The organism is Yoonia maritima (genome assembly GCF_043641945.1).
Classification (GTDB): domain Bacteria; phylum Pseudomonadota; class Alphaproteobacteria; order Rhodobacterales; family Rhodobacteraceae; genus Yoonia; species Yoonia maritima_B.
Map to the genome: position 1 here is coordinate 85,655 of NZ_JBHZRX010000004.1, position 23,556 is coordinate 109,210.

Consider the following 23,556-nt stretch of genomic DNA (forward strand, 5'->3'; position numbering starts at 1 on the left):
AAACATCGGTGCCCAAACTCATGCCATTCGAAAACTCGCTAAAATCACTACTAGTATATCAATCAATAAGTAACGCGCACCCAGCGATGCTATGAACAGGATTATGATCACCAAGGCACGTTGGCAAGAGTGGAAGAACAAAGCGGCAAAGCAATCGGAAAAACCTTTGCAGGCTGGCTAGTACGCTAAAGTCCAAGAGGCGATGATCATTAAATAGACGTTATCAAGGGGTGTAACGCAATACGGCTTTGAGAGATCGCGGTAAGCCATTTACGGGCAGTATAAGGTCAAACGCTCCACTTCATTTCACTGACAGCCTTACTGATCGCCCGGCGGCAAAGGTAACGCAGTTGATATGCACGCGCTGAATCAACATGTTCTGCAAAGAACTCTGGGGCCATCGGTGTCAATTTAGCTACCATTCTTTCCCATGCCTCCAGTTGGTTGTCAGTTCCTGCAGAAAGGCCTTCGCCGATTACACGGTAGCGCGTTAGCAGGCCTGGTACACCTTCCATAACCCCGCCAGCACTTCCGTAACTCGATAATTCTAGATCAATCCATGCGACGCAAACAAAGCCTTTAGGTCGGCTTCGGGGCGTGCGCCGATGTGGCTGATGACTTCGGATGCTGCGATGTTGCCCATCTTGCCGCATGTTTGCAGGTCATAACCGTTTGTCAGTGCCCATAGGAACGCGCCTGCGAATAGGTCGCCCGCGCCGGTCGCATCGACGATTTGCGTGGGTACGGCAGGTACGTGCCAGCGGTTGTCGCCGTCTAGGATGTGAACGCCGTTTTCGCTGTCCGTGCAGGCGACAACTGCGACTTCGGCAGCGGCTTTGGTCAGCGCTGCTTCAAAATCATCAGTTTGGTACATCGACAGCATTTCTGCGCGGTTGCAGAACAGCAGGTCGATGTGATTTTTGATCATATCGCGGAAAGCTTCGCGGTGGCGGTCGATGCAGAATGGATCGGAAAGCGTGATTGAGACCTTGCCCCCTGCCCCTTTGCAAGCGTTGATCGCTTTGGCAAAGGCGGCGTGGCTGTCTGGCCCGTCAAAGCGATAGCCTTCGAGATAGATCCATTCGGCCTCGGCCATCTGTACTTCGTCGATGTCATCGGGTGTTAGAAATTCGGTCACCCCGAGGTAGGTGTTCATTGAGCGTTCACCATCTGGCGTCACGATGACAATGCAGCGTCCTGTTTCAGCTTCTTCCGACTTTGGCGCGAGCGCTGTTTCGTAAACTGCCCCCTGCGCGCGTAGGTCGTGTGCAAAGATCGCGCCAAGCTGATCGTCTTTGACTTTACCGACATAGGCAGTGCGCCCGCCCAGATGCGCGATACCCGCGATGGTATTCGCAGCTGACCCGCCACTGATTTCCTTCGCAGGACCAACGCTCGCGTAAAGAGACACGGCGCGGTCCATGTCGATCAGTTGCATAATACCTTTGCCGATCCCGGCCTCTTCTAGGAATGCATCTTCGGCACGGGCCAGAACGTCGACCATCGCATTGCCGATACCGACAACCTGAAACTTTTTCATAGGTTTTTATCCTCAAATAGACAGAGATCGCGGATTAGACAGGCCGCGCATTTGGGTTTTCGGGCGACGCAAGTATAGCGCCCATGAAGAATCATCCAGTGGTGGGCGTGCTGCTGGAAGTCAGCGGGTATATGGTCTTCGATCGCACGTTCTACAGCGTCGACATCTTTTCCAACGGCAACGCCACTGCGATTGCCAAAGCGAAAGATATGCGTATCGACCGCCTGCGCAGGCTGGTGCCACCACATGTTTAGAACGACATTCGCTGTTTTACGGCCCACACCAGGTAGCGACTGTAATGCCGCCCGAGAGTTCGGGACCTCTCCGTCAAATTCATCAACCAGTATCTGGCTCATTTTAATGACGTTTTTTGCCTTTTGTCGAAACAGGCCGATGGTTTTGATGTGTTCGGTCAGACCTTCCAAACCTAGGTCGAGCATCTTTTGCGGCGTGTCCGCGATCTTGAACAATTCGCGGGTTGCTTTGTTCACGCCCACATCAGTCGCCTGCGCAGATAGTGCAACAGCAACAACCAATGTGTACACGTTCACATGCTCAAGCTCACCTTTCGGCTCGGGCTCAGCGTCGTGGAAACGCGTAAAGATCTCTCGGATCGTGTGATAATCAAGCTGTTTGACCATTCAGCGGGTATGCCTTTTCATGACAAAGGGGGCAAGCCGCAGATGCGCAATATTCGGGTCGCACGTTGGGGCAGTTGTACCTAGATTACACCTATGGAACACACAGCCCCCTACCACTATCAGGTCATGCGCCGTGCGATTGATGCAATCGACGCTGCTGGCGATACACAGCTTAGCCTTGCTGATCTTGCCGCTGACATGAACATGAGCCCTGCGCACTTTCAGCGCCTGTTCTCAACGTGGGTGGGTGTGTCGCCCAAACGCTATCAACAGTACCTGACACTGGGCCATGCTAAAACGCTCCTGCGCGATCGGTTTACCACGTTGGAAACCGCACATTCTGTTGGTTTGTCAGGTAGTGGGCGGCTGCATGATCTGTTCGTTAGGTGGGAAGCCATGAGCCCCGGCGACTATGCCCGCGATGGTGCGGATTTAACGATCCGCTGGGGCTGGTTCGACAGCCTCTTTGGTCCGGCTTTGGTAATGGGTACAGACCGTGGCATTTGCGGGCTGGCTTTTGCGGCCGAGGCTGGAGCGGAGCCAGCAATGGCCGATATGAAATCCCGCTGGCCCAAGGCGACGTATGTCGAAGACCCAGACCTACTGACCCCATGGGCAACTGCCGCGTTGGGTATGACTGGTGAAACCCAACTTCATATGATCGGCGCACCATTCCAGCTTAAGGTATGGGAGGCGTTGCTGAGCATCCCATCAGGTCACGTGACGACCTATTCTGAAATCGCCCAATCCATCGGCAACCCAAAGGCAGTTCGCGCGGTTGGCACTGCGGTCGGGCGGAATCCTGTTAGCTTGCTGATCCCCTGCCATCGGGCGTTACGCAAGTCCGGTGCGCTTGGCGGCTATCATTGGGGGCTTCCGGTAAAGCGTGCGATTCTCGCTTGGGAATCTGCCCGCGCTGACGCAACCCCTTAATTTTAGGCGGAACCATTCCTATGACGAATGCGTTATTGGATAACAGTAGCATTAGGATCATAAGCTGCGTTATCCATAACGCGCATTTTGCGCACCCATATCGAATGGAACCGAAACGATGAAATTTTCAAAACTCCCGCTTGTTGCCGCAGCTGCTTCGCTCACCTTTGTAGCAGCTTGTGAACCCGGTGGACCGAACGACTATCAAAAGACACAGCAAGGCGCACTGATTGGTGCACTTGGTGGGGCCGCGGTAGGCGCACTGACAAACAACGACGGCACAGTCCGTGACCGGAACCAAGCTGCCCTTATCGGTGCAGCACTTGGTGCTGGTGCTGGTGCGGCCATCGGCAACAACCTGGACAAGCAAGCCGAAGAACTGCGCCGTGAACTGCGCAGCGATGTAGGCGTTTCAAACAACGGCACCGACTTGCGCGTTGTTCTGTCACAAGACCTGCTGTTCGCGACTGACAGCACCGCTGTTTCCAGCGTGTCCCAGAACGAACTGCTGATCGTTGCACGTTCGCTAAACAACCACCCGAACACGACAGTCAACGTTGTTGGCCACACTGATAACACTGGCGACGCGAGCTATAACTTCGACCTGTCACAGCGTCGCGCACAGGCTGTTGCATCTGTTCTGCGCAGCGGTGGCGTTTCATCGTCACGTATCCGCGCAATCGGTGCGGGTGAGAACCAACCAATCGCATCTAACCTGAACGCAGCTGGCCGCGCCCAGAACCGCCGGGTTGAGATCATCATTACACCAAACGGCTAAACGCCCATTGGTATGACGATTGAAAGGGGTCGCATCATGCGGCCCCTTTTTCGTTGTGAACACGCCAACCTGGTCATATAAATTGACCAATCCAACAAGGCGGACCCAATGCCATTCGAACCAGTTCAACAAGAAAAACTATCGCACGGCGTCATACGCCAGATCGAAGGGCTCATTCTGCGCGGCATTCTACGCCCTGGTGAACGGCTCCCTTCTGAGCGCGAACTGAGCGAACGTATGGGGGTGTCCCGACCGTCACTACGAGAGGCGCTTGCCGACCTTCAGGAGCGTGGCTTACTGACCTCTAAGGCAGGTGCCGGTGTCTATGTCGCTGATGTGCTCGGTTCTGCCTTTGCCCCTGCCCTCGTGAAGCTATTCGCGACCCATGTCGATGCGGTGTTCGACTACATCGCCTTTCGGCGCGATATGGAGGGGCTGGCCGCAGAACGTGCCGCACGGTTAGCAAGCGACACCGACCTAGAGGTGATCAACACCATTTTTCAGAAAATGGAAGCTGCCCACGAAAAACGGAACCCCGCTGACGAGGCATATCTCGACGCGGATTTTCATCTGTCGATTATCGAAGCAAGCCACAACATCATCATGCTGCACATGATGCGTTCGATGTACGAACTGCTGCGCGAAGGCGTTTTCTATAATCGGTCCATCATGTTCAAACAGCGGACCACACGCGATACGTTGCTTGACCAACACCGTGCGATCAATGATGCGCTGCAAGCCCGTGACCCTGCCGGTGCCCGTGCCGCCGTCGAAGCACATTTGAACTTTGTCGAGGCATCTTTGTCGGATCAACAAAAGTCGGACCGAAACGAAACCTTCGCCCAAAAACGGCTGGACCAAGAAGTTTCCCGCTAATCCTTCACCTGAACGAGTTGCGCCCAAAGCCAAACGCTGATCAGCGTTTGGACCATAATTCCGATCAACGCGTAGTGATGCAGCACGCCGACCAATTGGCTTAGGTAAACGAGAAAATCCCAGACAGCGTGCCAAATGATCACGACCCACAGGTTACCCGTTTTCAACGCGATCGGCGCAAGGAAGACCCCCACAAGAAATGCAAAGGCAACCTGCTGAAGGGTCGCAAGCATCGGTTGCCCGGTTAGCCCATTCGCCAAATGCATCGCGCCAAACAGTATCGCGCTGAGCAACATAGCATAGAAGACAGGAAGCCGTTCCAGAAACGCACGCAGCAGAATACCCCGAAACATAATTTCTTCGGTCAGTCCGATGAACAAAGGTATCGTTATCAGCAAAAGGAACGACGGTAAGTTGATCGTTACCGCCTCACCCGTTGTCGTACCCAAAACAGTCACGATGCCCATCACACACATCAGCAAACACGAGGGTAGCAACCAGATAAGACCCGGCCAATGGACAGGTCCAAAACCGATGCTACGCCAGTCGGCATAACGCGTGACGTAAAAGTAGCAGAAGGCCAGCAACACCAACTTTACTGGCAGCAGGCGCCACATGATTGAAACCGTGTCGGTCGGAGCGTTCGGCGAAAGGAATGTAGATGCAGTCGCCCCAACCAGAATGCCAAAGTAAATCGCAAAGGCCCAGAGCGCGCGGCAGAGACTATTCATTTGTGGACGTTCTCTGCCGACATGAAACTAATGTTTCGCCGCCCCATCCAACTGTCAACAAAAAAGCCCGGATGCGATATTGCATCTGGGCTTTTGAATTTCATCATGTGGTTTCCCACAAGCGTTTAGTGCAGCTTGTCAGCAACCGTCGCGATTGAATCGTCGATCAAAGAACCAGCGGACTTAGCGTCCATCTGCTTGGCGATCACGTCTTTCGCAGCGCCGACAGCGACGACGACAGCTTGGTCGCGAACGTCTTTGACAGCAGCAGCCTGTGCACTAGCGATCTGCTCTTCAGCAGCGGCCAGACGGCGTGTGATCGACGTTGCGATTTCTTCCTTAGCTGTGGCAGCAGCTTTGGTTGCTTCGTCCTTCGCAGATGCAACAATCCGTTCAGCTTGCGCTTGAACTTCTTTTTGCTTGCGCTCGTAAGAGGCCAGCAAAGACTGTGCTTCTTCACGCAGTGCCTTGGCTTCGTCCAGTTCAGACTTGATGCTGGCTGCACGTTTATCAAGCATGTCACCGATGGCCTTTGGGACCTTCAGGTAAAGCATGATACCGACAAGGATCAGGAACGCGATCAGAACAACAAAGTCAGTGTTCTTCAGAGAAAAGAATGGACCGCTTGCTGCGAATGCAGGTGAAGCGCTCAGGGCGAAGAGTGCGGTGAAAATCAAACGCATGACTTAGCCTTTCATCCGTGCCGTCACCGCAGCGGTGATGGTTTTTGCGTCAGCCTTGCCGCCCATTGCAGCAACCAATTCTTTGGCTGTTGCTTTGGCAACGTCAGTGACGGATTTAACAGCACCTTCGCGAATTTCGGCGATTGCCGCTTCGCTTTCGGCTGTCTTAGCAGCGATCTGTTCGTCAGCTTTTGCAAGCTCCGCATCCAGCTCTGCCTGAATTTCTGCTTTGGCTTCAGCAACGATCTGCTGGGCCTGTGCACGTGCATCAACAAGCGCCTTGTCATAAGCAGCTTCTGCTTCGGATGCTTTGTTCTTTAGCTCTTCTGCAGCGGCAAGGTCGTTTGTGATTGTGCCGGAACGCTCTGCCAGAACCGCAGCGATGCGGGGCAATGCGATGCGTGACATCACAAAGAAAGTCGCGGCTAGCGCAACGAGTAGCCAGAATATCTGGTGTGGAATCCAGTCCGCGCAAAGCTGCGGCATGCCGATGGCACCACCTTGCGCATCGACGCAAGCGCTTGCTACGGTTTCGTGTGTTTCTGTCGCCATAATGGCCCCCGAATACCTTGTGATTTTACTGGCTGGCGCAGGTTACCGCACCAGCCAGACGTAAGGATAACGGCTTGTTCTTAGGCGAACTTCAGCAGAAGCGCGACGAGGAACGAGAAGATCCCCAGAGCTTCGGCGAAGGCCAGGCCGATGAACAGTGTTGCTGTCTGCGAAGCAGCAGCTGATGGGTTGCGCAGTGCGCCTGCCAGGTAGTTACCAGCAACGTTACCAACGCCGATGGCTGCAATGCCTGAACCGATTGCTGCCAGACCGGCACCGATGCTTGCGATATCGCCTTCCATGAGAATTCTCCTTACGATTGGAAGTTTAGTAAAGGGTGGAATTGCCCACCCTTGTGGTGATTAGTGTGCGGGGTGAAGCGCGTCTTTTAGGTAGACACACGTCAAGATCGTGAAAACATAGGCCTGAATACCAGCCACCAAGATCTCAAGACCGTAGATAGCAGTGATACCAAGGATCGCTGCAGGGCTGGCCAAAGTCAGCGCGGCGAAGCCTGCGAAAACCTTGATCACAACGTGACCCGCAGTGATGTTACCAGCCAAACGAATGGACAGGCTGACCGGACGAACGAAGTAAGAGATCACTTCGATGATCGCGATGATTGGGCGCAAGAAGCCGGGCGCGTCTTTCATCCAGAAAAGGCCAAGGAACGCAGCGCCGTGCTTAACAAAGCCCAGAACAGTGATTGCGATAAAGACACCGAAACCAAGAACCGCAGTAATCGCGATCATAGATGTCGGGCTATAAGACATAGGCAGCAGCGCCAGATAGTTCGCAAACAACACAAACACGAACATTGTCATGATGTATGGGAAGTATTTGACAGCATCTTTGCCAGTCACGTCTTCGATCATCTTGTAAACAAAGCCGTACATCAGCTCGCCTACAGATTGGATACGTGATGGGATGATACCGCGACCGCGGCTACCCAGAACGAAAACGCCAACGACGCAAAGAACCAAAATTGCCAACCAAAGGGTCAGGTTCGATGGTGTATACCAGTGAACTTCACCATGGCCGAACAACGGCTTGGGAATAAACTGATCCAGCGGATGGAAAACCAGACCACCTTCGGAGTGTGTTTCAGTCGCCACTTGCGTCACCCTTTTCTTCCGCAGCTTCTTGCTGCTTCATCTGCACCTCTTTGGCTGATCGCATCATGGTCAAAACACCAGCCGCGAGGCCAAAGAATATGAACAGCACCAGAAAAATTGGCTTGGTCCCAAACAAGGTATCCAGCCCAAATCCGATGCCAAAGCCGATCGCAAGACCGGCAACTAGCTCTATCACCATCCGCCAAGCAAGCTGTGCTTGAGAATAATGTTCTTCTGAGTGGTCCTTGTCTGGCTCAGGCGTTTTTAACGCTGCGATCTTCGCTTCAAGTGCCTTTAGGCGGTCAGCGTCGTGCGGGTCAGACATGTATTTGGTCCCCTCGGAAGGTTGGGCATGGTTTAGGTGTGCCGCCGCTCAGAGTCAAGCAAACGTGATGAGTCAATAAGGCACTGTTTTATATAACAAATAGCCAGACAAGATTCCCGAAAATCACAATCAACGCGACAGATTCAGCCCCACACAACATTCAACCATTTCGTTAAGTATCGGAAGATCAGGTGCAACCCACCTTTTTGACCGCACAAACTCTCACCCCTCGAACACCGAGGAGAGCAAAGCTTTCGACTGAAGTTACAGCGTGTATGTTTTGGGCTTAGCACCTGCCGAACTTACACACCTTCGCATTACTTGGCTCATATGACCCAAAGAAGATCCCCCGCTATGAAACGCTGGTCTGCCTGCGAGATCATTGCTAGGACGTCACCTTATGACGCAACAGCTCGATATCATATTCTCGGCCCTCGCTGACCCGACACGCCGCGCGATCCTTGCGATGCTGCTAGAGGATGACATGGCAGTGACCGATGTGGCCGACCCCTTTGCGGTTTCACTCGCAGCGATTTCGAAACACCTAGGCATCCTCACATCTGCCGGACTCATCAGCCAAGAAAAGCGCGGGCGGGTGAAATGGTGCAAGCTGGAACCCGATGCAATGCGCGAGGCCTCTGTTTGGATGCAAGCATTTGGCCAGATGGACGCGATCGACCTTGATGCGTTCGAAGAATTCCTCAAAGTCGAATTAAAGTAGTATGGAACCGATCGAATACTTTGGCCTTGCTGCCGTAACTGTGATGGTCGCAAGCTATGCGCTAGAACAGCGCGGGTCCGTCTACATCGCGATTTTCGCCTGCGCATGTGCTGCTGCGGCGGTCTATGCCTTCCTGATCGGGTCATATCCGTTCTTTGTCGCCGAAGGGATATGGGCCTTTGTCGCGGCACGCCGTTGGTATTTTCAGCGCTAGTCGCGCAACAGCATCACCAACGCCACAACCGTCAATACTAAGCCAAGCAACACCATGGCTGGCGGCGCGGTTCCACCCAAAGCAATATCCCATGCGATCACCCACGATGGCGTGAGATAAGTATAGGCCATTACCTTTGAGCTGGGCAGACGTAGTGCTGCGAACTGCAAGAGTGTGAAGGTCGTCGCGCTTGCGATCACCGATGTATAGATGATCGTGATCCAGACGATGCTAGGCAGATTCCCCCAATCGGTCGCCATCAGATCATTCCAACCGACAAAAGTCAGAATAATCGCCCCGGCAAGCAGGGTGCCAAATGTAAACACCAGGGTCGACTCGCCCCGGTTCAGCTTGCGCACCAGCGGAGTATAGGCGGCATGGGCGACGCAGCCCCAGAAATATATGACTTCACCCGCACCAATCTGAAACCGCAGAATGGCAGGAATATCCGCACGGAAAATCACCCAAATCGCGCCCATTGCACCGATGCCAAGCGCGAGCGCCATGCGACCAGTCAACACCTGCCGCAAAAGCAGCCAGCCGAACGCTGCACTTAGGATCGGGGTCAATGTGAATACCGCCGCCGCACTGACTGGCGCTGCGGTTTTCAACCCTTCAAACATTAAAACGAAATAGGTGGTAAAGAACCCGGCCAGCACAAGATAACGCCAAGGTGCCTGCGCAGCAGATCGTGGGATACCAGTCGTTACCATTGCTGCGGTACCGATAATTGCACAGGCAATCCAAAACCGAACTGAGTTCAGCGCCAATGGGGTAATTTCATTTGCGGCCAGCGCACCAAGCGAAAAAGACCCGGCAATCAGCACCGAAAACGAAAGCATCGCAAGATGCCCGGCATGTGAAGGCTTCATTAGCAGCTCATGCCTTTTACTTCGTCTTTCAGGAATCGCAGAAATGCCTGCACCTTGGTCGTACGGTGAAGATCAACATGGGTCACCAACCATAGGGCCGATTCCCATTCTTCTTGTGGGGGGATTACTTCGGTCAGTCCAAGATCTCGTTTCAGCAAATGGCTTTGAACAAAACCAATGCCTGCCCCGGTCAACACTGCGTCGCGCATGTGGCGGTTTTCACTGGCCAGATAGACGATACGGTTGCTTGGAATGTTATCGCGCATCCACTTCGCAAATGGTGCCCTACTATTATCATCGTCATGTCCGACAAAGATATGGTCTTTGAATTCCTCAATACCCTTAGGGATACCGTATTTTTCGACATAAGGAGCCGAAGCAACAAGCGCCATGCGCTGTGACATAAACGGCTGAACGACATTGTCGGGTTCTTCGGGCATACGCCCTGCCCGAACGGCTACATGTGCCTCACCATATTCCAGACGGAAAACACGGTCGCCGGTCCGATAACGGACGCGCACCTCTGGGTGATTTGCTTGGAAACGGGTCAAGATCGGGGTCAGCAAGTCCGACACCATCTCAAGCGATGTGACGACCAGATCGCCGGACACGCCTTCGCCCTGCCCTTTGATGCGGCCAGCCAATTGCGTGAATTGATCATCTGTTGCTTGGGCGACCTGCAACAGGTCCTGCCCCGCCTCGGTCGCGGTGTAACCGCGTGCATGCCGCTGAAACAGCTTAACGCCCAATCGGGTCTCTAACGCATCAATGTGGCGAATGACTGTGGCATGATGAACCCCAAGAGCATCCGCTGCGCCGCTCACGGTTCCTTTACGGGCCACTTGATACGCAGTGCGAATTTCGTCCCAGTTATCCATGTGCCGCCCCTGTGCGTTTATTAACAGCTAAGATAGAAAATGGGGCGGTATGTTCAAGGCCGCAAAGCTAATTCTCTGGAAATTAACGGAATTAGCACCCATATTACACCAATGAAGATCGCGACTAACACGCCAGAGCAGCTAATTTTACAAAACGTGCCGTGGGCAGCCGGCCTCACGATTTGTGCTGCAATTGTTGCCTTGGTCGGCTGGGCGCTTCATAACTTCACCAATGGCGATACCTTTGCAGGCGTGATGCTAACATTGATAGCGATAGCGGTCGGCATCATTTTTTGCGTGGCGGTAAAGCGGATCGACGTTCTATTTGACCGTAGCCGAAATCTGTTTGAAATCAGGCGAAGCACTGTATTTGGGCGCACGCGTGTTCGCCACGAGCTTGCGAATGTGGCACGCGCAGAGGTTCAGACATATTCCTCCCCTCGCGAACCCAATAAAAAATTTCACCGCGTGGCAGTGATACTGGATGGTGGAATGGACGAAGGTACGCATCCCCTAACGGCTTCATTCGAAAACGGTCGCATCGCCGAACGTAAAGCAAATGACGTTGCCAAAGCCATCAACGACTGGCTAGCGCAGGATGTTGACTCAGACGCCATGCGGGCGTAAACGCGACCCAACACCCGGATAGCACCAGCTTTCCGGTCCCCGAAATCTAGGGGATCGCCCTCCGTCAGCGCGTTGCGCCCACGGGGGCGCTACTGCTTTACGCCGCGCGTTCCTATATACGCAAGGCAACCGAAACGACGCGAGGGGCCAAGGCCTATGTTTGAGAATCTATCCGACCGCCTTTCAGGCGTCTTTGACAAGCTCACCAAACAGGGTGCGCTATCTGACGACGACGTCAAAACCGCGCTACGCGAAGTCCGCGTGGCATTGCTTGAGGCTGACGTCTCGTTGCCGGTGGCGCGGGACTTCATCAAGGCCGTTCAGGATAAAGCAACAGGTCAGGCCGTCACAAAATCGATCACACCCGGCCAACAGGTCGTTAAGATCGTTCATGACGAACTGCAGCATATCCTAACCGGTGACGAAGACCCGGGCGCGCTGAAAATCGACAACCCACCTGCCCCGATCCTGATGGTCGGTTTGCAAGGTTCCGGTAAGACAACAACAACTGCGAAACTAGCCAAGCGTTTGAAAGAACGCGAAGGCAAGCGCGTGTTGATGGCGTCACTCGACGTGAACCGCCCAGCGGCGATGGAGCAGCTGCAAATCCTTGGTGGTCAGATTGGCGTGGACACGCTGCCAATCGTCAAAGGCGAAGATCCGGTTGCGATTGCAAAACGCGCCAAGACACAAGCCAGCCTTGGTGGCTATGACGTCTATATGCTCGATACTGCGGGCCGGCTGCACATTGACCAAGAGTTGATTGCGCAAGCTGCCGCGGTGCGTGACGCCGTTAGCCCACGCGAGACACTGCTGGTCGTCGACGGCCTGACAGGTCAAGACGCGGTCAACGTCGCCCAAGAATTTGACGACAAAATCGGCGTTTCTGGCGTCGTCCTGACACGTATGGACGGTGACGGTCGCGGTGGTGCGGCGCTTTCGATGCGTGCGATCACGGGCAAACCAATCCGTTTTGTTGGTGTCGGTGAAAAGCTAGACGCGATTGAAACCTTTGAGCCTGACCGGATCGCCGGTCGTATCCTTGGCATGGGTGACATCGTTGCGCTCGTCGAAAAAGCCCAAGAAACCATCGAGGCTGAACAAGCCGAACGCATGATGAAGCGGTTCCAAAAGGGCCGTTTCAACATGAACGACCTGAAAATGCAGCTCGAGCAGATGCTCAAGATGGGCGGTATGGAAGGTATGATGGGCATGATGCCGGGCGCTGCCAAAATGGGTAAACAGATGGCCGCTGCTGGCATGGATGACAGCATCCTGAAACGCCAAATCGCGCTGATCAATTCCATGACGAAAAAGGAACGGGCGAACCCTGACCTACTGGCCGCATCCCGCAAAAAGCGGATCGCCAAAGGTGCCGGCCTTGAAGTGTCTGAACTGAACAAGCTGGTCAAACAGCATCGTCAGATGGCTGACATGATGAAGAAGATGGGCAAAGGCGGCATGCTGAAACAAGCCATGAAAGGCATGTTCGGCAAAGGCGGCGGTATGCCAGCTGGAATGCCCGACATGAACGACCCAAAAGCCATGGAAGAAGCGGCTAAAGCCCTGCAAGGCAAAATGCCCGGCGGTCTGCCCGGTCTTGGCGGCGGCATGGGCCTGCCACCCGGTCTATCTGGTTTCGGGAAGAAAAAGTAACCAATGACACCCGCACCCACCCTTTCCACAGCACGTCTGGTCCTTCGCGGCCCAGAAAAGCGCGACCTAGCGGCATTCACCGCTTGGGCAACGCGTTCTGCGCGCATGGAAACGTTGGGTGGCGCGGTAAGTGAACGTGACGCTTGGCGTGGTTTTATCGCAGGCATTGGGCACTGGAATTGGCATGGCTACGGTTTCTTTACCGTGACTGAAAAAGATACTGGCGTTGCAACTGGCCGCGTTGGTGTCCTGAACCACATCGAATGGCCGCAGCCCGAAATGGCGTGGCATATGTTTGATGGCTTCGAAGGCAAATCCTACGCGTTCGAGGCTGCCTGCGTTGTGCGCGAATGGGCTGGCCGGACACTTGGGCTTGAACCACTGATTTCACTCATCGCGCCCAGCAACACACGTTCGCTTTCTTTGGCGACGCGCCTTGGGGCGACCGAAGAACGCCGCGACGTGATCGATGGTGAAAACGTGATCGTCATGCGGCATCTTGCCCACGACAATCCACGCGCCACCGCCCAAGCAGCAGGGGCAATTTCATGATCCCTGTGTTGCAAACTGAACGGCTAACCCTACGCGCACCCGAATGGCGCGACTTTGATGACTATGCCGAATTTCGGGGCTCTGACCGCACAAAACTGCTTGGCGGGCCGTTTACGCGGGCACAGGCTTTTACCCAGCTTGCGGAAATCGCAGGGCATTGGGTCTTGCGCGGTTTCGGGCGTTGGATCGTCGCAGATCGTGAAACGGATTTAGCACTTGGTGTCGTTGGGCTTTACTACCCCGAAGGCTGGCCAGAACCGGAAATTGCATGGTCTCTTTTCGAAAACGGCGAAGGACGCGGCATCGCCCATGAGGCAGCACTTGCCGCCCGCAACTACGCCTACCAAACACTTGGCTGGACCACTGCGATCAGCTTGATCGATCCGACCAATAGCCGCTCTGTCGCCCTTGCCAAACGCATGGGCTGCACCGATGGCGAAACCTACCATCACGAAACGCTAGGCAAAATGTACATCTGGCGGCATCCATCCCCTGATGCGGTGGACGCCAACACTACATTTAACCATTACCCCAGCAAAGGAACGTCCCATGTCTGACGCTATTACCCGCGCCGCCGAGGTGCTTAAAGGCCACCGCGATAGCATTGACCGATTGGACGCGATCCTTGTTTATACATTGGGCGAGCGGTTCAAGCACACCCAAGCCGTCGGCAAACTCAAAGCCGAACACGACCTTCCACCGTCCGATCCTGCGCGCGAAGAGCAGCAGATTGCACGGTTGACCGAACTTGCAAGTCAGGCCGATCTAGATCCTGAGTTTGCCAAGAAATTCCTGAACTTCATCATTCAGGAAGTAATCCAACACCACAAACAACACCAATCGTAGGGTGGATTTCAATCCACCACACACCTGCCATTTATAGGAGAATACACCATGGCTATGAAAATTCGTCTCGCACGCGGCGGTTCTAAAAAACGTCCTCACTACGCAATCGTTGCTGCTGACAGCCGCATGCCACGTGATGGCCGTTTCATCGAAAAGCTGGGCACATATAACCCAATGTTGCCAAAAGACAGCGAAGACCGCGTGAAAATGGACATCGAGCGCGTGAAGTACTGGTTGGGTGAAGGCGCACAGCCGACTGACCGTGTTTCCCGTATGCTGGAAGCCGCAGGCGAGCTGCCTAAGAAAGACCGCAGCAACCCGAAAAAAGGTACACCTGGCAAAGCTGCTCAGGCACGTGCTGAAGAAAAAGCAGAAAAAGCGAAAGCTGCTGAAGAAGCTGCAAACGCACCTGCAGAAGAAGCTGCTGCTTCTGAAGAGTAAGTTACTCACCGTTGCCCGGTCATTGTGCCGGGCAACACCCCATCCCTTTAGGGAACTTCCATGTTTCGTTTGCTACGCCTTGTGATTTTCACAGCATTTGCTTTCATTGCAGGTATTCTGACTGAACGCGGCAATGCGCAGGCAAATTGCGAAGACAGCAACGGACAATGGACCAAACAAATGTGTGTAAGATCGGATATCCCAAATGACTGACCGCGTAATTGTTGGAACGCTTGGCGGCTCTTTTGGCGTCAAAGGCGAAGTCCGCCTTAAGTCGTTTTGCGCGGATCCCGCAGCAATTGCCGATTACACCCCGCTTTACACCGAAGACGGTCGCACCTTTGGCCAAATGGTTTTGACTGGTCAGCTGAAAAACGGCTTTACCGCCCGTGTTGATGGCATCACCACCAAAGAAGAAGCCGACGCGCTACGCAACATCAGCCTTTACGCTGACCGCGACGCGATGCCGTCCCTGCCTGATGATGAATATTACTATGCCGATCTGATCGGGCTAACGGTGCTTGATACTGGTGGCGCAACGCTTGGCACCGTTAAGAACGTCATGGACCACGGTGCAGGCGATCTGCTTGAGGTTATTGTGCCCGGCCAATCCGAAACCGTCCTACTGCCATTCACTAAGGCCGCCGTGCCAACTGTTGATCTTTCGTCTGGCCGCGTGATCGCTGATCCGCCTGAAGGTTTGTTTTCACAATCCGATTTGCCGCAAGACGCGGAATAACCAGCCCAGATCGTTTCCCCAACCGGGCACGTTGCCCCTTTCGCCGCGCAGTGGCATCCCATAGAAACACCGCATGTCTGAAAAAACTCCCCCAAAGCCCGCGGGCAAAGCCGCTGGGCGCATCTCCATTCGCCCGACATTGAAGCCGCGCGAACTGATGACCGACACCCCAGAGCTTGCCGGGTCGTGGACCGCACAGGTGCTTACGCTGTTTCCCCAAGCCTTTCCCGGCGTATTGGGTGAGAGCCTGACGGGTAAGGCACTTCAGGACGGGCGTTGGCAGATGCAGACTTATGACCTGCGCGAATACGGGATCGGCAAACACCGAAACGTCGATGACACCCCTGCCGGTGGTGGCGCTGGCATGGTTCTACGTGCTGACGTGCTAGAAGCAGCGATCAAAGATGCACGCGCTGGCGCGCGGGGCATGATGCCAATGGTCTATCTGTCACCACGCGGACAGCGGTTTGATCAGGCCATGGCCCGTAACTGGGCGCGCGCGGATGGTGTCACCATGCTCTGTGGTCGGTTTGAAGGCGTGGACGAGCGGATATTGCAGCACTTTGGTATCCAAGAAGTGTCGCTTGGTGATTTCGTCATGACAGGCGGCGAAATCGCAGCCCAAGCCATGATCGACGCAACTGTGCGCCTTTTGCCAGGCGTGCTCGGAAATGCAGATAGCGCGGTCGAAGAAAGCCATTCCAACGGGCTGCTAGAGCATCCGCAATACACAAAACCCGCTGAATGGCAGGGTCATGCGATCCCCGATGTTCTGCTATCCGGCAACCACGCCAAAATCGCAGAATGGCGGCGCGAGATGTCGGAAAAGATCACACAAGAACGACGCCCCGATTTATGGGCGGCCCATCAGGCCAAAACCCAACAATAACCTTGATCACAAAGGGGATGCCCCCTATAGAACGGCAGTCTGCGGCCTTTGGCCTGCGGATTCGTTTGGTAATGTCATATGTGGTACCTTCTTCGGTGCAAGGCAGACGGAGCCAAACCAATAAACGAATGACGACCTGACCTCTGGCGGGCTTATCTTTGGATAGGGACCCGGTTGAAGACCAAGAGCTCTCAGTTTGCACAGAAACATTGCGGAAAACCGCAAGCATATTAAGGAGCCGTCAGATGGATCTGATTGCACAACTCGAAGCGGAGCAGGTTGCTGCGCTGGGGAAAGAAATCCCCGATTTTAAAGCGGGTGACACCATCCGCGTTGGTTACAAAGTAACCGAAGGCACACGTACTCGTGTGCAGAACTACGAAGGCGTATGCATCGCCCGTAAGAACGGCAAAGGCATTGCTGGCTCGTTCACTGTTCGCAAGATTTCCTTTGGTGAAGGCGTGGAACGTGTGTTCCCACTGCACTCAACAAACATCGACAACATCACCGTGGTTCGCCGTGGTCGCGTACGTCGCGCGAAACTGTACTACCTGCGCAGCCGTCGCGGTAAGTCCGCACGTATCGCAGAAGTCACCAACTACAAAGCGCCTAAGGGCGCCGAAGCTTAAGGATTGCTGTCATGAAAAAAGATATCCACCCAGATTATCACTTCATCGACGTGAAAATGACCGATGGCACTGTGGTTCAAATGAAATCCACATGGGGCAAAGAAGGCGACCAAATGGCGCTGGACATCGACCCATCTGTACACCCAGCATGGAACGGCGGATCAACCCGTCTGATGGATGCTGGCGGTCGTGTTTCTAAGTTCAAAAACAAATACGCTGGTCTGGGCTTCTAAGCTCATTCTTGATTGTGTTTTGAAAGCCTGCTTCTACTGAAGCAGGCTTTTTTGCTTCCGAAGAAAACCATTTTGATTAAATTTTTAGTAAGCGTCGGAATGATATTTGCACCGGCAATGTGCGTAGCTGAAACCGCCTTTGACCGCGCTGCTGCAGGCCCACGAGGTATTATTGGCCAGCCAGAGGCCAGTTGCGAAGCTAACCCATTTACAATTACGTTTTCAGAAAATGAGCAGAGAGCCCATTTTCTTTGGAGGCACAAAATTCAGGGTTACGACGACCAATGGACCAATGAAGCAAATTATACTGTTCTGGCATCAGATCAGTCGACGATCACAATGGTGCTAGATCATGAAAATCGTCGACAGCCGAATGGCGATCTAGTTGAATGGGTGTTGCATATACTGCCGAACGAAAACGTGTGCTGGAAACCGACGCACCGCCCCGATGGCCCTTGTTTTGCTGAAGCTCGCCAGTGTAAAATCCCCTCTCCCGTTAGTTAAACGAAAATCAATGCATCATCCACTTAGCAGCCTGATCGATCAAATTGTCCAGAACGCGGAAAAGCGTGGTGATTTTGATGATTTACCTGGTGCAGGTGAGCCGCTGACGGGGTTGGATGATCCGCAGAATGCCGTGCTAAATCGGATCATGTCCGAGGCCGATGCAAAGTCGCCTGTTGTGATCTTGCGCCAGCAGATCCTTGCGTCGCAAGAACGACTCACATCACTGACGGATGAAACTGCGCGTAAGGATGAGATGCTGGTGTTGTCCGAGCTTCACACAAAGCTCGCCATTGAGATGGAGGCGTTTCGTAAATACGGATAGGTACCGCCCCGGATCATACCCGAGGCGGCGTATCTTACTTATGCAGACGCAGCTGCGCGCGAACGACCACCGCCGCCACCGCGACGACGTCCTCCGCCGGGTTTACCACCGCCACCGGGCTTACCACCACCTGGCTTGCCGCCAGACGCGTGACGGCCACCACCGCCTCCACGACGACCGCCGCCACCGCCACCGTTGGGGCGTTTTTTCTGACCGGGTTTGATTTCCCACGGACGACCAGAGGCGACAGGAATTGTTTCCTTCATCACCTTTTCAATGTCCTGCAATTCGATCATTTCATCAGGAGCAACCAGTGCAACAGCGCAGCCTTCGGCACCAGCACGCGCAGTCCGGCCAATCCGGTGAACATAGTTGTCTGCAACGTTTGGCATATCGTAGTTGTACACGTGACGCACATCGGGAATATCGATCCCGCGCGCGGCCACATCTGTTGCGACCAACACGCGGACCTTACCAGCCTTAAACGCCGTGATCGCACGATCCCGCTGACCTTGGCTTTTGTTGCCGTGGATAGACGCCGCAGCAAAGCCTTTGTTTTCCAGCACTTTATACAGCTTCTCACAGCCATGTTTCGTGCGACCGAACACCAGTGCCAGCTCATCGCGGTGCTTATCAAGCAGTTCGATCAGCAGGTCAGTCTTGGCAGCTTGGGCCACAAAGTGCACCGATTGCGCGATCTTTTTCGCAGCCTGCCCTGGAGGGTTCACCTGAACGCGTACGGCGTCCTTAAGGTATGTGGATGCCAATTCAGCCATCAGCTTTGGCATCGTTGCCGAGAACATCATTGTTTGGCGATCTTTAGCCAACAACGGCGCGATCTGGCGCAACGCATGGATAAAGCCCATGTCGAGCATTTGGTCGGCTTCGTCCAATACCAGATAAATTGTTTCGTCCAAACGCACGGCGCGACGATCGATCAAATCAATCAAACGGCCCGGCGTCGCAACCAATAGGTCAACACCGCCTGCTAGACGTTTCGATTGTGCAGAAATCCCAGCACCACCAACCACAAGTGCCACTTTCAAATGGCTACCCTTGGTATAAGCCGTCAGGTTTTCAGAAATCTGTTTGGCCAACTCGCGTGTTGGCGCAAGGATCAAACCGCGTGCTGTTTTCGGGCTTGGTTTAACGCCAGCCTTCATCAGTGCGTTGATCATCGGCAGACCAAAGGCGGCGGTTTTACCAGTACCAGTTTGGGCAAGCCCCATCACATCGCGGCCATTCATGGCGTGCGGGATGGCTTGGGTTTGAATTGGGGTGGGATCGGTGATCCCTTGTTCTTTCAGAACGTTCACAAGGCGAGGCGCGAGCCCCAGCATATCAAAATCCATTTATTGGATATCCTGTCTATTTAGCAGGCGATCAGGCCTGCGCATACGGTAAGGCTCACGGCACAGCGCCATGAACCCAAAGCAAGGTTGCGCCATATGCTGACAGCCAGAACCGCATTGTCCGGGCGCCGATTTGGCGCGGGACCCCTGCGTGATGTGGGAACCTGAGAGTTAAGCGATGCCTTGCGATTGACCTTCGGTCACGCTCTGCTCACGCGGCAGCTTGCATCGGTTGGGTTGCACATGCGCCTTTCCGAACAAACTGTCAAGGTGACAGCTACGTCACTCTGCCGGGTGTATCGTCAGTAGCACGCAAATGCGAAATAAACGCAGTATCGACGGGCCGATCACTTCCCCTTGGGGGCACCACACCATATAGTGTGCCAAAGCACATTCTGTAGGGATAGATTGCGTGGCACATATCATTGTTGTGGGTAACGAAAAAGGCGGCGCGGGCAAGTCGACCGTATCAATGCATGTCGCGACAGCGCTTGCACGGATGGGACATCGGGTTGGGACGCTTGACCTTGACCTACGGCAAAAGACGCTTGGGCGCTATATCGTAAATCGCGCGAATTTTCTTGCGGAAAAAGGGCTCGACCTGCCCTCGCCCAGCTATCACGAGCTTCCTGAGATCGATCAGACAAGCCTAAAGCCCGGCGAAAACGCCTTTGATCACCGCCTTTCGATGGCCGTGTCAGAGATGGAAGCCGACAACGACTTTATCCTGATCGACTGCCCTGGCTCGCACACCCGGCTTAGCCAAGTGGCGCATAGCCTTGCTGACACGCTGATTACGCCGTTGAACGATAGCTTCATCGACTTTGATCTGCTCGCCCATGTCGATAGCGACGGCGAAGAAATCACCGGCCCATCTGTTTATTCAGAAATGGTCTGGAACGCGCGGCAATTGCGGGCGCAGGCTGGTTTAAAACCCATTGACTGGATTGTCGTGCGGAACCGTATGGGTGCGCAGGCGATGGTCAACAAAGAAAAGATGCAGCGCGCCATCACGAAACTGGCCAAGCGCGTCGGTTTCCGGACTGCCCCTGGCTTTAACGAGCGTGTGATTTTCCGCGAACTGTTCCCACGTGGCCTGACCCTGTTGGACCTACGTGACATTGGCGTCAAAGGCATGAACATTTCTAATGTTGCCGCCCGCCAAGAACTACGCGAGCTGATCAAGTCGCTTGAACTGCCGGGCGTGACACCTAATTTTTAACCAGTTGATGCGACCCCCTTTCGCGACGTAGCTTAGCAGCCTAAGCATGTCGCGAAAGCTAAGAGGAGCCATCATGCGGGATTTGTTGTCGTTGGAACGTTACAGTACGTTCTTGTTTGTTACGGTTATGGCGGTTGTCACCCTGCTATTATCCTTCTGGTATACTTGGGTGATCTTTCCATTCTTTGCATTCGCAATCCTGACAATTGTCGGAATCCGCGACATGCGGCAAACCCGTCATTCGATTCTGCGCAACTACCCGGTTTTGGGTCATCTACGATTCCTGTTCGAGGCAATCCGCCCCGAAATTCGCCAATACCTGATTGAGAACGATCAAGACGAACAGCCGTTCAGCCGCGAACAGCGTTCGTTGGTGTATCAGCGTGCAAAGGGTGCCGAAGATAAGCGCCCATTTGGCACCCAAGAAAAAGTGTACGAGGCCGGTTATTCTTGGCTCACGCACTCGGTCCAACCGGTCCATTTTTCAGACACCGATTTTCGCGTTATGATCGGCGGTCCAGACTGCAAGAAGCCCTACAGCGCTTCGCTTTACAACATATCAGCGATGAGCTTTGGATCGTTATCTGCAAATGCGATCACGGCCCTGAACACAGGCGCCAAACTTGGTGGGTTTGCTCAAGACACGGGCGAAGGTGGCATCAGCCGCTATCACCGTGAACCGGGTGGCGACCTGATCTATGAAATTGGCTCGGGTTATTTTGGTTGCCGAAATGATGATGGCACCTTCAGCCCCGAAAAATTCGCAGAGCAAGCCGCAGACGATCAGGTCAAGATGATCGAACTAAAACTTAGCCAAGGCGCTAAGCCCGGTCATGGTGGTATGCTACCTGCGTCAAAGATTACGGAAGAAATTGCAGAGGCGCGGCATATTCCAATGGGTGTCGATTGCGTTTCACCCGCTGCCCACAGCGCGTTTTCCTCACCACGACAGCTGATGCGTTTCATCGCGCAACTGCGTGACCTGTCAGGCGGTAAACCCGTTGGTTTCAAGCTATGCATCGGCCACCGCCGTGAATTCATGTGCATGGTCAAAGCAATGCTGGAAACGGGGATCATCCCCGATTTCATCGTGGTCGATGGGACCGAAGGCGGCACAGGTGCAGCGCCGCTGGAATTCGCCAACCACGTCGGGATGCCAATGATCGAAGGTCTGACATTTGTGCACAATACGCTGCGGGGCGCTGGCATCCGTGACCACGTAAAAGTCGGCGCCGCCGGTAAACTGGTCAGTGCATTTGATATTGCACGTGCGCTGTCGCTAGGCGCAGATTGGTGCAACTCGGCGCGTGGCTACATGTTCTCGATTGGTTGCATTCAGGCCCAGGCCTGCCACACTAACCACTGCCCTGTGGGCGTTGCGACCCAAGATCCACTGCGTCAAAAGGCACTCAATGTCGAAAACAAAAGCCAACGGGTCGCGCGGTTCCATGCGAACACGCTTAAAGCGCTTGGCGAAATCGCCGGCGCTGCAGGGCTGAACGACCCCAGTGGTTTCCTACCCTATCACTTTATGACGCGTCGTGGTGACGGGCAGATGACCGAAGCCAACGATGTCTACAACTATCTACCGATTGGCTTCTTGCTTGAAGATGGCGACGAACACATCGTCTATAAAGAACGCTGGGCACGGGCATCAGCCGACAGCTTTGCGCCGCCAGAAGCCCGCACATAGGCTTACTCGGTAGTTTCTTCCTGCCGTGGCGGGGTTTGTCCCAGCACACGCATAAACAGGCTGACACGCGGTTCTGCACTGGTAACAGTGCGGGACCGATTTCGTAGAACTGGTGTGTTCTGTGACGTCCCTTTGCTTTCGCGCAACACGATATAAAGGCCGCTTGCGATGATAATCGTCGCACCTACACCCGTGAACAAATCCATCGTTTCGTCAAAGAACAGCATCCCGAAAATCGTGGCCCAAATGATCTGGCTGTACTGCATCGGCGCGATGATTGCCGCCTCGCCCGCCTGATAAGCAAGAATAACCAGAAAGCTAGCGATCCATGCAAACAAGGCGATCACACCCAGCATTCCCAGATGCGTAATCGGCATCGGCTCATAAACGAACGGTAGCGCGCAGCCCATCAGTACAAAGTTAGCAACCATCGGATAGATCAGCATCACGACAGGGCGCTCCTCTGATCCAATTTTACGCACGACAATCGATGCAATCGCACCGCACACCGCAGATGCAAGTGCTGCAAGATGACCACCAGTCAGCGGGGTCTGCCCCGGTCGCAACACGACCATAACGCCAACAAGGCCAACCAAAACCGCAATCCAGCGGCGCAATCGCACGGTTTCACCCAAGACCGGGATCGCAAGCACAGTGATCAAAAGCGGCGTCGCAAACAAGATCGCATAAACCTGCGCCAGCGGCAGCACAGAGAACGCATAGAACGCCGCAACACCTGTCACTGTTGCTGCGGCCGTACGCAAAGCCATCCACCAAGGGTGCACAGGCACCAATGTACCCGGCTTTGCATCACGCATAAGCATAACAGTGGCCAATGGGAAACTTAGCAGAACGCTAAAGAACACGATCTGAAACGGCGAATACGTCGCGCCCAAAATCTTGATGATCACGTCATGCGTGGCAAAGACAGCAAAAGCTGTCAACGCAAGCATTGCACCTTTGGCGTTGGGGGACATATCCGGTCTTTC

At 54.2% G+C, this 23,556-nt stretch carries 33 protein-coding genes; 20 read left to right on the top strand and 13 right to left on the bottom strand.

Annotation, left to right across the window (positions count from 1 at the left end):
- Positions 1–287: 287 nt before the first annotated feature.
- From ACHUEV_RS09990 to nth, 3 genes are read right to left on the bottom strand one after another with little or no spacing between them, the layout of a single operon-like run.
- On the bottom strand, positions 288–515 hold the full coding sequence (locus ACHUEV_RS09990) for a hypothetical protein (RefSeq protein ID WP_394179436.1): 228 nt from the start codon (positions 513–515) through the stop codon (positions 288–290).
- A gap of 32 nt (positions 516–547) precedes the next feature.
- A complete protein-coding gene (locus ACHUEV_RS09995) occupies positions 548–1,540 on the bottom strand; it encodes an adenosine kinase (protein WP_394179438.1) in 993 nt (330 codons plus the stop codon).
- Positions 1,537–2,181 carry an endonuclease III gene (nth, locus tag ACHUEV_RS10000; RefSeq protein WP_394179440.1) on the bottom strand — a complete coding sequence of 215 codons (645 nt, stop codon included), beginning with the start codon at positions 2,179–2,181 and terminating at the stop codon, positions 1,537–1,539. Before nth ends, ACHUEV_RS09995 begins: the two co-directional genes overlap by 4 nt.
- A gap of 93 nt (positions 2,182–2,274) precedes the next feature.
- Here nth and ACHUEV_RS10005 point away from each other — a divergent pair, with 93 nt between their 5' ends.
- From ACHUEV_RS10005 to ACHUEV_RS10015, 3 genes are all read left to right on the top strand, one after another.
- Positions 2,275–3,114 (top strand): bifunctional helix-turn-helix domain-containing protein/methylated-DNA--[protein]-cysteine S-methyltransferase, encoded by an 840-nt coding sequence (locus ACHUEV_RS10005; RefSeq protein ID WP_394179442.1) that lies wholly within the window; start codon positions 2,275–2,277, stop codon positions 3,112–3,114.
- Between the two features lie 118 nt (positions 3,115–3,232).
- Entirely contained in the window at positions 3,233–3,892 is a 660-nt protein-coding gene (locus ACHUEV_RS10010) for a YiaD family glycine zipper/OmpA-like lipoprotein (RefSeq protein WP_394179444.1), read from the top strand.
- Between the two features lie 108 nt (positions 3,893–4,000).
- Entirely contained in the window at positions 4,001–4,768 is a 768-nt protein-coding gene (locus tag ACHUEV_RS10015) for a FadR/GntR family transcriptional regulator (RefSeq protein WP_106354743.1), read from the top strand.
- Here ACHUEV_RS10015 and ACHUEV_RS10020 read toward each other — a convergent pair.
- The 6 genes from ACHUEV_RS10020 to ACHUEV_RS10045 form a co-directional block, all read right to left on the bottom strand.
- Positions 4,765–5,499, bottom strand: coding sequence for a CPBP family intramembrane glutamic endopeptidase (locus tag ACHUEV_RS10020; protein ID WP_394179446.1), 735 nt, complete (start codon positions 5,497–5,499; stop codon positions 4,765–4,767). The genes ACHUEV_RS10015 and ACHUEV_RS10020 overlap by 4 nt on opposite strands.
- Positions 5,500–5,624: 125 nt before the next feature.
- Positions 5,625–6,182 (bottom strand): F0F1 ATP synthase subunit B, encoded by a 558-nt coding sequence (locus ACHUEV_RS10025; RefSeq protein ID WP_394179448.1) that lies wholly within the window; start codon positions 6,180–6,182, stop codon positions 5,625–5,627.
- A gap of 3 nt (positions 6,183–6,185) precedes the next feature.
- Positions 6,186–6,734, bottom strand: coding sequence for a F0F1 ATP synthase subunit B' (locus tag ACHUEV_RS10030; protein WP_394179450.1), 549 nt, complete (start codon positions 6,732–6,734; stop codon positions 6,186–6,188).
- Between the two features lie 80 nt (positions 6,735–6,814).
- On the bottom strand, positions 6,815–7,036 hold the full coding sequence (locus tag ACHUEV_RS10035) for a F0F1 ATP synthase subunit C (RefSeq protein ID WP_045996757.1): 222 nt from the start codon (positions 7,034–7,036) through the stop codon (positions 6,815–6,817).
- A gap of 60 nt (positions 7,037–7,096) precedes the next feature.
- Entirely contained in the window at positions 7,097–7,849 is a 753-nt protein-coding gene (locus tag ACHUEV_RS10040) for a F0F1 ATP synthase subunit A (RefSeq protein ID WP_394179452.1), read from the bottom strand.
- The gene (locus ACHUEV_RS10045) at positions 7,839–8,174 is read right to left on the bottom strand and encodes an AtpZ/AtpI family protein (protein WP_394179454.1); all 336 of its coding nucleotides are present in this window, start codon (positions 8,172–8,174) and stop codon (positions 7,839–7,841) included. Before ACHUEV_RS10045 ends, ACHUEV_RS10040 begins: the two co-directional genes overlap by 11 nt.
- A 400-nt stretch (positions 8,175–8,574) precedes the next feature.
- Here ACHUEV_RS10045 and ACHUEV_RS10050 point away from each other — a divergent pair, with 400 nt between their 5' ends.
- Both ACHUEV_RS10050 and ACHUEV_RS10055 read left to right on the top strand, forming a co-directional pair.
- Positions 8,575–8,895: an ArsR/SmtB family transcription factor gene (locus ACHUEV_RS10050; protein WP_394179456.1), complete on the top strand. Its 321-nt coding sequence runs from the start codon at positions 8,575–8,577 to the stop codon at positions 8,893–8,895.
- Between the two features lies 1 nt (position 8,896).
- Entirely contained in the window at positions 8,897–9,109 is a 213-nt protein-coding gene (locus ACHUEV_RS10055) for a hypothetical protein (protein ID WP_394179458.1), read from the top strand.
- Here the strand turns inward: ACHUEV_RS10055 and ACHUEV_RS10060 are convergent.
- Together ACHUEV_RS10060 and ACHUEV_RS10065 are read right to left on the bottom strand one after the other, a co-directional pair.
- Positions 9,106–9,981 (bottom strand): DMT family transporter, encoded by an 876-nt coding sequence (locus ACHUEV_RS10060; protein ID WP_394179460.1) that lies wholly within the window; start codon positions 9,979–9,981, stop codon positions 9,106–9,108. The two genes, ACHUEV_RS10055 and ACHUEV_RS10060, sit on opposite strands and share 4 nt — an antisense overlap.
- Entirely contained in the window at positions 9,981–10,859 is an 879-nt protein-coding gene (locus tag ACHUEV_RS10065) for a LysR family transcriptional regulator (protein ID WP_106354723.1), read from the bottom strand. Before ACHUEV_RS10065 ends, ACHUEV_RS10060 begins: the two co-directional genes overlap by 1 nt.
- 39 nt (positions 10,860–10,898) lie before the next feature.
- On the opposite strand from ACHUEV_RS10065, the gene ACHUEV_RS10070 reads away from it, so the two are divergent.
- The 13 genes from ACHUEV_RS10070 to ACHUEV_RS10130 all read left to right on the top strand — a co-directional run bounded on the left by ACHUEV_RS10070 (position 10,899) and on the right by ACHUEV_RS10130 (position 18,300).
- Positions 10,899–11,486 carry a hypothetical protein gene (locus ACHUEV_RS10070; protein WP_394179462.1) on the top strand — a complete coding sequence of 196 codons (588 nt, stop codon included), beginning with the start codon at positions 10,899–10,901 and terminating at the stop codon, positions 11,484–11,486.
- A gap of 156 nt (positions 11,487–11,642) precedes the next feature.
- Positions 11,643–13,142, top strand: coding sequence for a signal recognition particle protein (ffh, locus tag ACHUEV_RS10075; protein WP_394179464.1), 1,500 nt, complete (start codon positions 11,643–11,645; stop codon positions 13,140–13,142).
- Positions 13,143–13,145: 3 nt separating this feature from the next.
- Positions 13,146–13,694 carry a GNAT family N-acetyltransferase gene (locus tag ACHUEV_RS10080; protein WP_394179466.1) on the top strand — a complete coding sequence of 183 codons (549 nt, stop codon included), beginning with the start codon at positions 13,146–13,148 and terminating at the stop codon, positions 13,692–13,694.
- Positions 13,691–14,251, top strand: coding sequence for a GNAT family N-acetyltransferase (locus ACHUEV_RS10085; protein ID WP_394179468.1), 561 nt, complete (start codon positions 13,691–13,693; stop codon positions 14,249–14,251). Before ACHUEV_RS10080 ends, ACHUEV_RS10085 begins: the two co-directional genes overlap by 4 nt.
- The gene (locus ACHUEV_RS10090) at positions 14,244–14,540 is read left to right on the top strand and encodes a chorismate mutase (protein ID WP_106354712.1); all 297 of its coding nucleotides are present in this window, start codon (positions 14,244–14,246) and stop codon (positions 14,538–14,540) included. The genes ACHUEV_RS10085 and ACHUEV_RS10090 overlap by 8 nt, the downstream gene beginning before the upstream one ends.
- 48 nt (positions 14,541–14,588) lie before the next feature.
- The gene (gene rpsP / locus ACHUEV_RS10095) at positions 14,589–14,981 is read left to right on the top strand and encodes a 30S ribosomal protein S16 (protein ID WP_204353921.1); all 393 of its coding nucleotides are present in this window, start codon (positions 14,589–14,591) and stop codon (positions 14,979–14,981) included.
- 60 nt (positions 14,982–15,041) lie between these two features.
- Positions 15,042–15,194, top strand: a complete 153-nt coding sequence (locus tag ACHUEV_RS10100; protein ID WP_394179471.1) for a hypothetical protein — start codon at positions 15,042–15,044, stop codon at positions 15,192–15,194.
- Complete coding sequence (gene rimM / locus ACHUEV_RS10105; protein WP_394179473.1) at positions 15,187–15,720, top strand: ribosome maturation factor RimM; 534 nt, start codon at positions 15,187–15,189, stop codon at positions 15,718–15,720. Before ACHUEV_RS10100 ends, rimM begins: the two co-directional genes overlap by 8 nt.
- A 73-nt stretch (positions 15,721–15,793) precedes the next feature.
- Positions 15,794–16,609: a tRNA (guanosine(37)-N1)-methyltransferase TrmD gene (gene trmD / locus ACHUEV_RS10110; protein WP_394179475.1), complete on the top strand. Its 816-nt coding sequence runs from the start codon at positions 15,794–15,796 to the stop codon at positions 16,607–16,609.
- A 245-nt stretch (positions 16,610–16,854) separates the two neighbouring features.
- Entirely contained in the window at positions 16,855–17,238 is a 384-nt protein-coding gene (rplS, locus tag ACHUEV_RS10115; protein ID WP_394179477.1) for a 50S ribosomal protein L19, read from the top strand.
- A gap of 11 nt (positions 17,239–17,249) precedes the next feature.
- The gene (gene rpmE / locus ACHUEV_RS10120; RefSeq protein WP_090199856.1) at positions 17,250–17,471 is read left to right on the top strand and encodes a 50S ribosomal protein L31; all 222 of its coding nucleotides are present in this window, start codon (positions 17,250–17,252) and stop codon (positions 17,469–17,471) included.
- Positions 17,472–17,522: 51 nt separating this feature from the next.
- Complete coding sequence (locus ACHUEV_RS10125) at positions 17,523–17,975, top strand: hypothetical protein (protein WP_394179479.1); 453 nt, start codon at positions 17,523–17,525, stop codon at positions 17,973–17,975.
- A 10-nt stretch (positions 17,976–17,985) separates the two neighbouring features.
- Positions 17,986–18,300: a DnaJ family domain-containing protein gene (locus ACHUEV_RS10130; protein WP_394179481.1), complete on the top strand. Its 315-nt coding sequence runs from the start codon at positions 17,986–17,988 to the stop codon at positions 18,298–18,300.
- Positions 18,301–18,338: 38 nt separating this feature from the next.
- Here the strand turns inward: ACHUEV_RS10130 and ACHUEV_RS10135 are convergent, their stop codons facing one another.
- Entirely contained in the window at positions 18,339–19,652 is a 1,314-nt protein-coding gene (locus ACHUEV_RS10135; RefSeq protein WP_394179482.1) for a DEAD/DEAH box helicase, read from the bottom strand.
- A 412-nt stretch (positions 19,653–20,064) separates the two neighbouring features.
- Here ACHUEV_RS10135 and ACHUEV_RS10140 point away from each other — a divergent pair, with 412 nt between their 5' ends.
- Positions 20,065–20,874: a division plane positioning ATPase MipZ gene (locus ACHUEV_RS10140; RefSeq protein WP_394179484.1), complete on the top strand. Its 810-nt coding sequence runs from the start codon at positions 20,065–20,067 to the stop codon at positions 20,872–20,874.
- A gap of 73 nt (positions 20,875–20,947) precedes the next feature.
- A complete protein-coding gene (locus ACHUEV_RS10145; RefSeq protein WP_394179486.1) occupies positions 20,948–22,567 on the top strand; it encodes an FMN-binding glutamate synthase family protein in 1,620 nt (539 codons plus the stop codon).
- Positions 22,568–22,569: 2 nt separating this feature from the next.
- On the opposite strand, the gene ACHUEV_RS10150 is transcribed toward ACHUEV_RS10145, so the two are convergent.
- Entirely contained in the window at positions 22,570–23,544 is a 975-nt protein-coding gene (locus ACHUEV_RS10150) for a DMT family transporter (RefSeq protein ID WP_394179488.1), read from the bottom strand.
- Positions 23,545–23,556: the final 12 nt, after the last annotated feature.

Bases quoted from the DNA above. Each gene is read 5' to 3' on its own strand.
- ACHUEV_RS09995 (WP_394179438.1), bottom strand. From the start codon at position 1,540: ATGAAAAAGTTTCAGGTTGTCGGTATCGGCAATGCGATGGTCGACGTT.
- ACHUEV_RS10085 (WP_394179468.1), top strand. From the start codon at position 13,691: ATGATCCCTGTGTTGCAAACTGAACGGCTAACCCTACGCGCACCCGAA.
- nth (WP_394179440.1), bottom strand. From the start codon at position 2,181: ATGGTCAAACAGCTTGATTATCACACGATCCGAGAGATCTTTACGCGT.
- trmD (WP_394179475.1), top strand. From the start codon at position 15,794: ATGTCTGAAAAAACTCCCCCAAAGCCCGCGGGCAAAGCCGCTGGGCGC.
- ACHUEV_RS10145 (WP_394179486.1), top strand. From the start codon at position 20,948: ATGCGGGATTTGTTGTCGTTGGAACGTTACAGTACGTTCTTGTTTGTT.
- ACHUEV_RS10090 (WP_106354712.1), top strand. From the start codon at position 14,244: ATGTCTGACGCTATTACCCGCGCCGCCGAGGTGCTTAAAGGCCACCGC.
- ACHUEV_RS10135 (WP_394179482.1), bottom strand. From the start codon at position 19,652: ATGGATTTTGATATGCTGGGGCTCGCGCCTCGCCTTGTGAACGTTCTG.
- ACHUEV_RS10080 (WP_394179466.1), top strand. From the start codon at position 13,146: ATGACACCCGCACCCACCCTTTCCACAGCACGTCTGGTCCTTCGCGGC.
- ACHUEV_RS10130 (WP_394179481.1), top strand. From the start codon at position 17,986: ATGCATCATCCACTTAGCAGCCTGATCGATCAAATTGTCCAGAACGCG.
- ACHUEV_RS10015 (WP_106354743.1), top strand. From the start codon at position 4,001: ATGCCATTCGAACCAGTTCAACAAGAAAAACTATCGCACGGCGTCATA.
- ACHUEV_RS10150 (WP_394179488.1), bottom strand. From the start codon at position 23,544: ATGTCCCCCAACGCCAAAGGTGCAATGCTTGCGTTGACAGCTTTTGCT.
- ACHUEV_RS10055 (WP_394179458.1), top strand. From the start codon at position 8,897: ATGGAACCGATCGAATACTTTGGCCTTGCTGCCGTAACTGTGATGGTC.
- ACHUEV_RS10030 (WP_394179450.1), bottom strand. From the start codon at position 6,734: ATGGCGACAGAAACACACGAAACCGTAGCAAGCGCTTGCGTCGATGCG.
- rimM (WP_394179473.1), top strand. From the start codon at position 15,187: ATGACTGACCGCGTAATTGTTGGAACGCTTGGCGGCTCTTTTGGCGTC.
- ACHUEV_RS10100 (WP_394179471.1), top strand. From the start codon at position 15,042: ATGTTTCGTTTGCTACGCCTTGTGATTTTCACAGCATTTGCTTTCATT.
- rpsP (WP_204353921.1), top strand. From the start codon at position 14,589: ATGGCTATGAAAATTCGTCTCGCACGCGGCGGTTCTAAAAAACGTCCT.
- rpmE (WP_090199856.1), top strand. From the start codon at position 17,250: ATGAAAAAAGATATCCACCCAGATTATCACTTCATCGACGTGAAAATG.
- ACHUEV_RS10060 (WP_394179460.1), bottom strand. From the start codon at position 9,981: ATGAAGCCTTCACATGCCGGGCATCTTGCGATGCTTTCGTTTTCGGTG.
- ACHUEV_RS09990 (WP_394179436.1), bottom strand. From the start codon at position 515: ATGGAAGGTGTACCAGGCCTGCTAACGCGCTACCGTGTAATCGGCGAA.
- ACHUEV_RS10065 (WP_106354723.1), bottom strand. From the start codon at position 10,859: ATGGATAACTGGGACGAAATTCGCACTGCGTATCAAGTGGCCCGTAAA.
- ACHUEV_RS10035 (WP_045996757.1), bottom strand. From the start codon at position 7,036: ATGGAAGGCGATATCGCAAGCATCGGTGCCGGTCTGGCAGCAATCGGT.
- ACHUEV_RS10070 (WP_394179462.1), top strand. From the start codon at position 10,899: ATGGGGCGGTATGTTCAAGGCCGCAAAGCTAATTCTCTGGAAATTAAC.
- ACHUEV_RS10020 (WP_394179446.1), bottom strand. From the start codon at position 5,499: ATGAATAGTCTCTGCCGCGCGCTCTGGGCCTTTGCGATTTACTTTGGC.
- ACHUEV_RS10005 (WP_394179442.1), top strand. From the start codon at position 2,275: ATGGAACACACAGCCCCCTACCACTATCAGGTCATGCGCCGTGCGATT.
- ACHUEV_RS10025 (WP_394179448.1), bottom strand. From the start codon at position 6,182: ATGCGTTTGATTTTCACCGCACTCTTCGCCCTGAGCGCTTCACCTGCA.
- ACHUEV_RS10010 (WP_394179444.1), top strand. From the start codon at position 3,233: ATGAAATTTTCAAAACTCCCGCTTGTTGCCGCAGCTGCTTCGCTCACC.
- ffh (WP_394179464.1), top strand. From the start codon at position 11,643: ATGTTTGAGAATCTATCCGACCGCCTTTCAGGCGTCTTTGACAAGCTC.
- rplS (WP_394179477.1), top strand. From the start codon at position 16,855: ATGGATCTGATTGCACAACTCGAAGCGGAGCAGGTTGCTGCGCTGGGG.
- ACHUEV_RS10050 (WP_394179456.1), top strand. From the start codon at position 8,575: ATGACGCAACAGCTCGATATCATATTCTCGGCCCTCGCTGACCCGACA.
- ACHUEV_RS10045 (WP_394179454.1), bottom strand. From the start codon at position 8,174: ATGTCTGACCCGCACGACGCTGACCGCCTAAAGGCACTTGAAGCGAAG.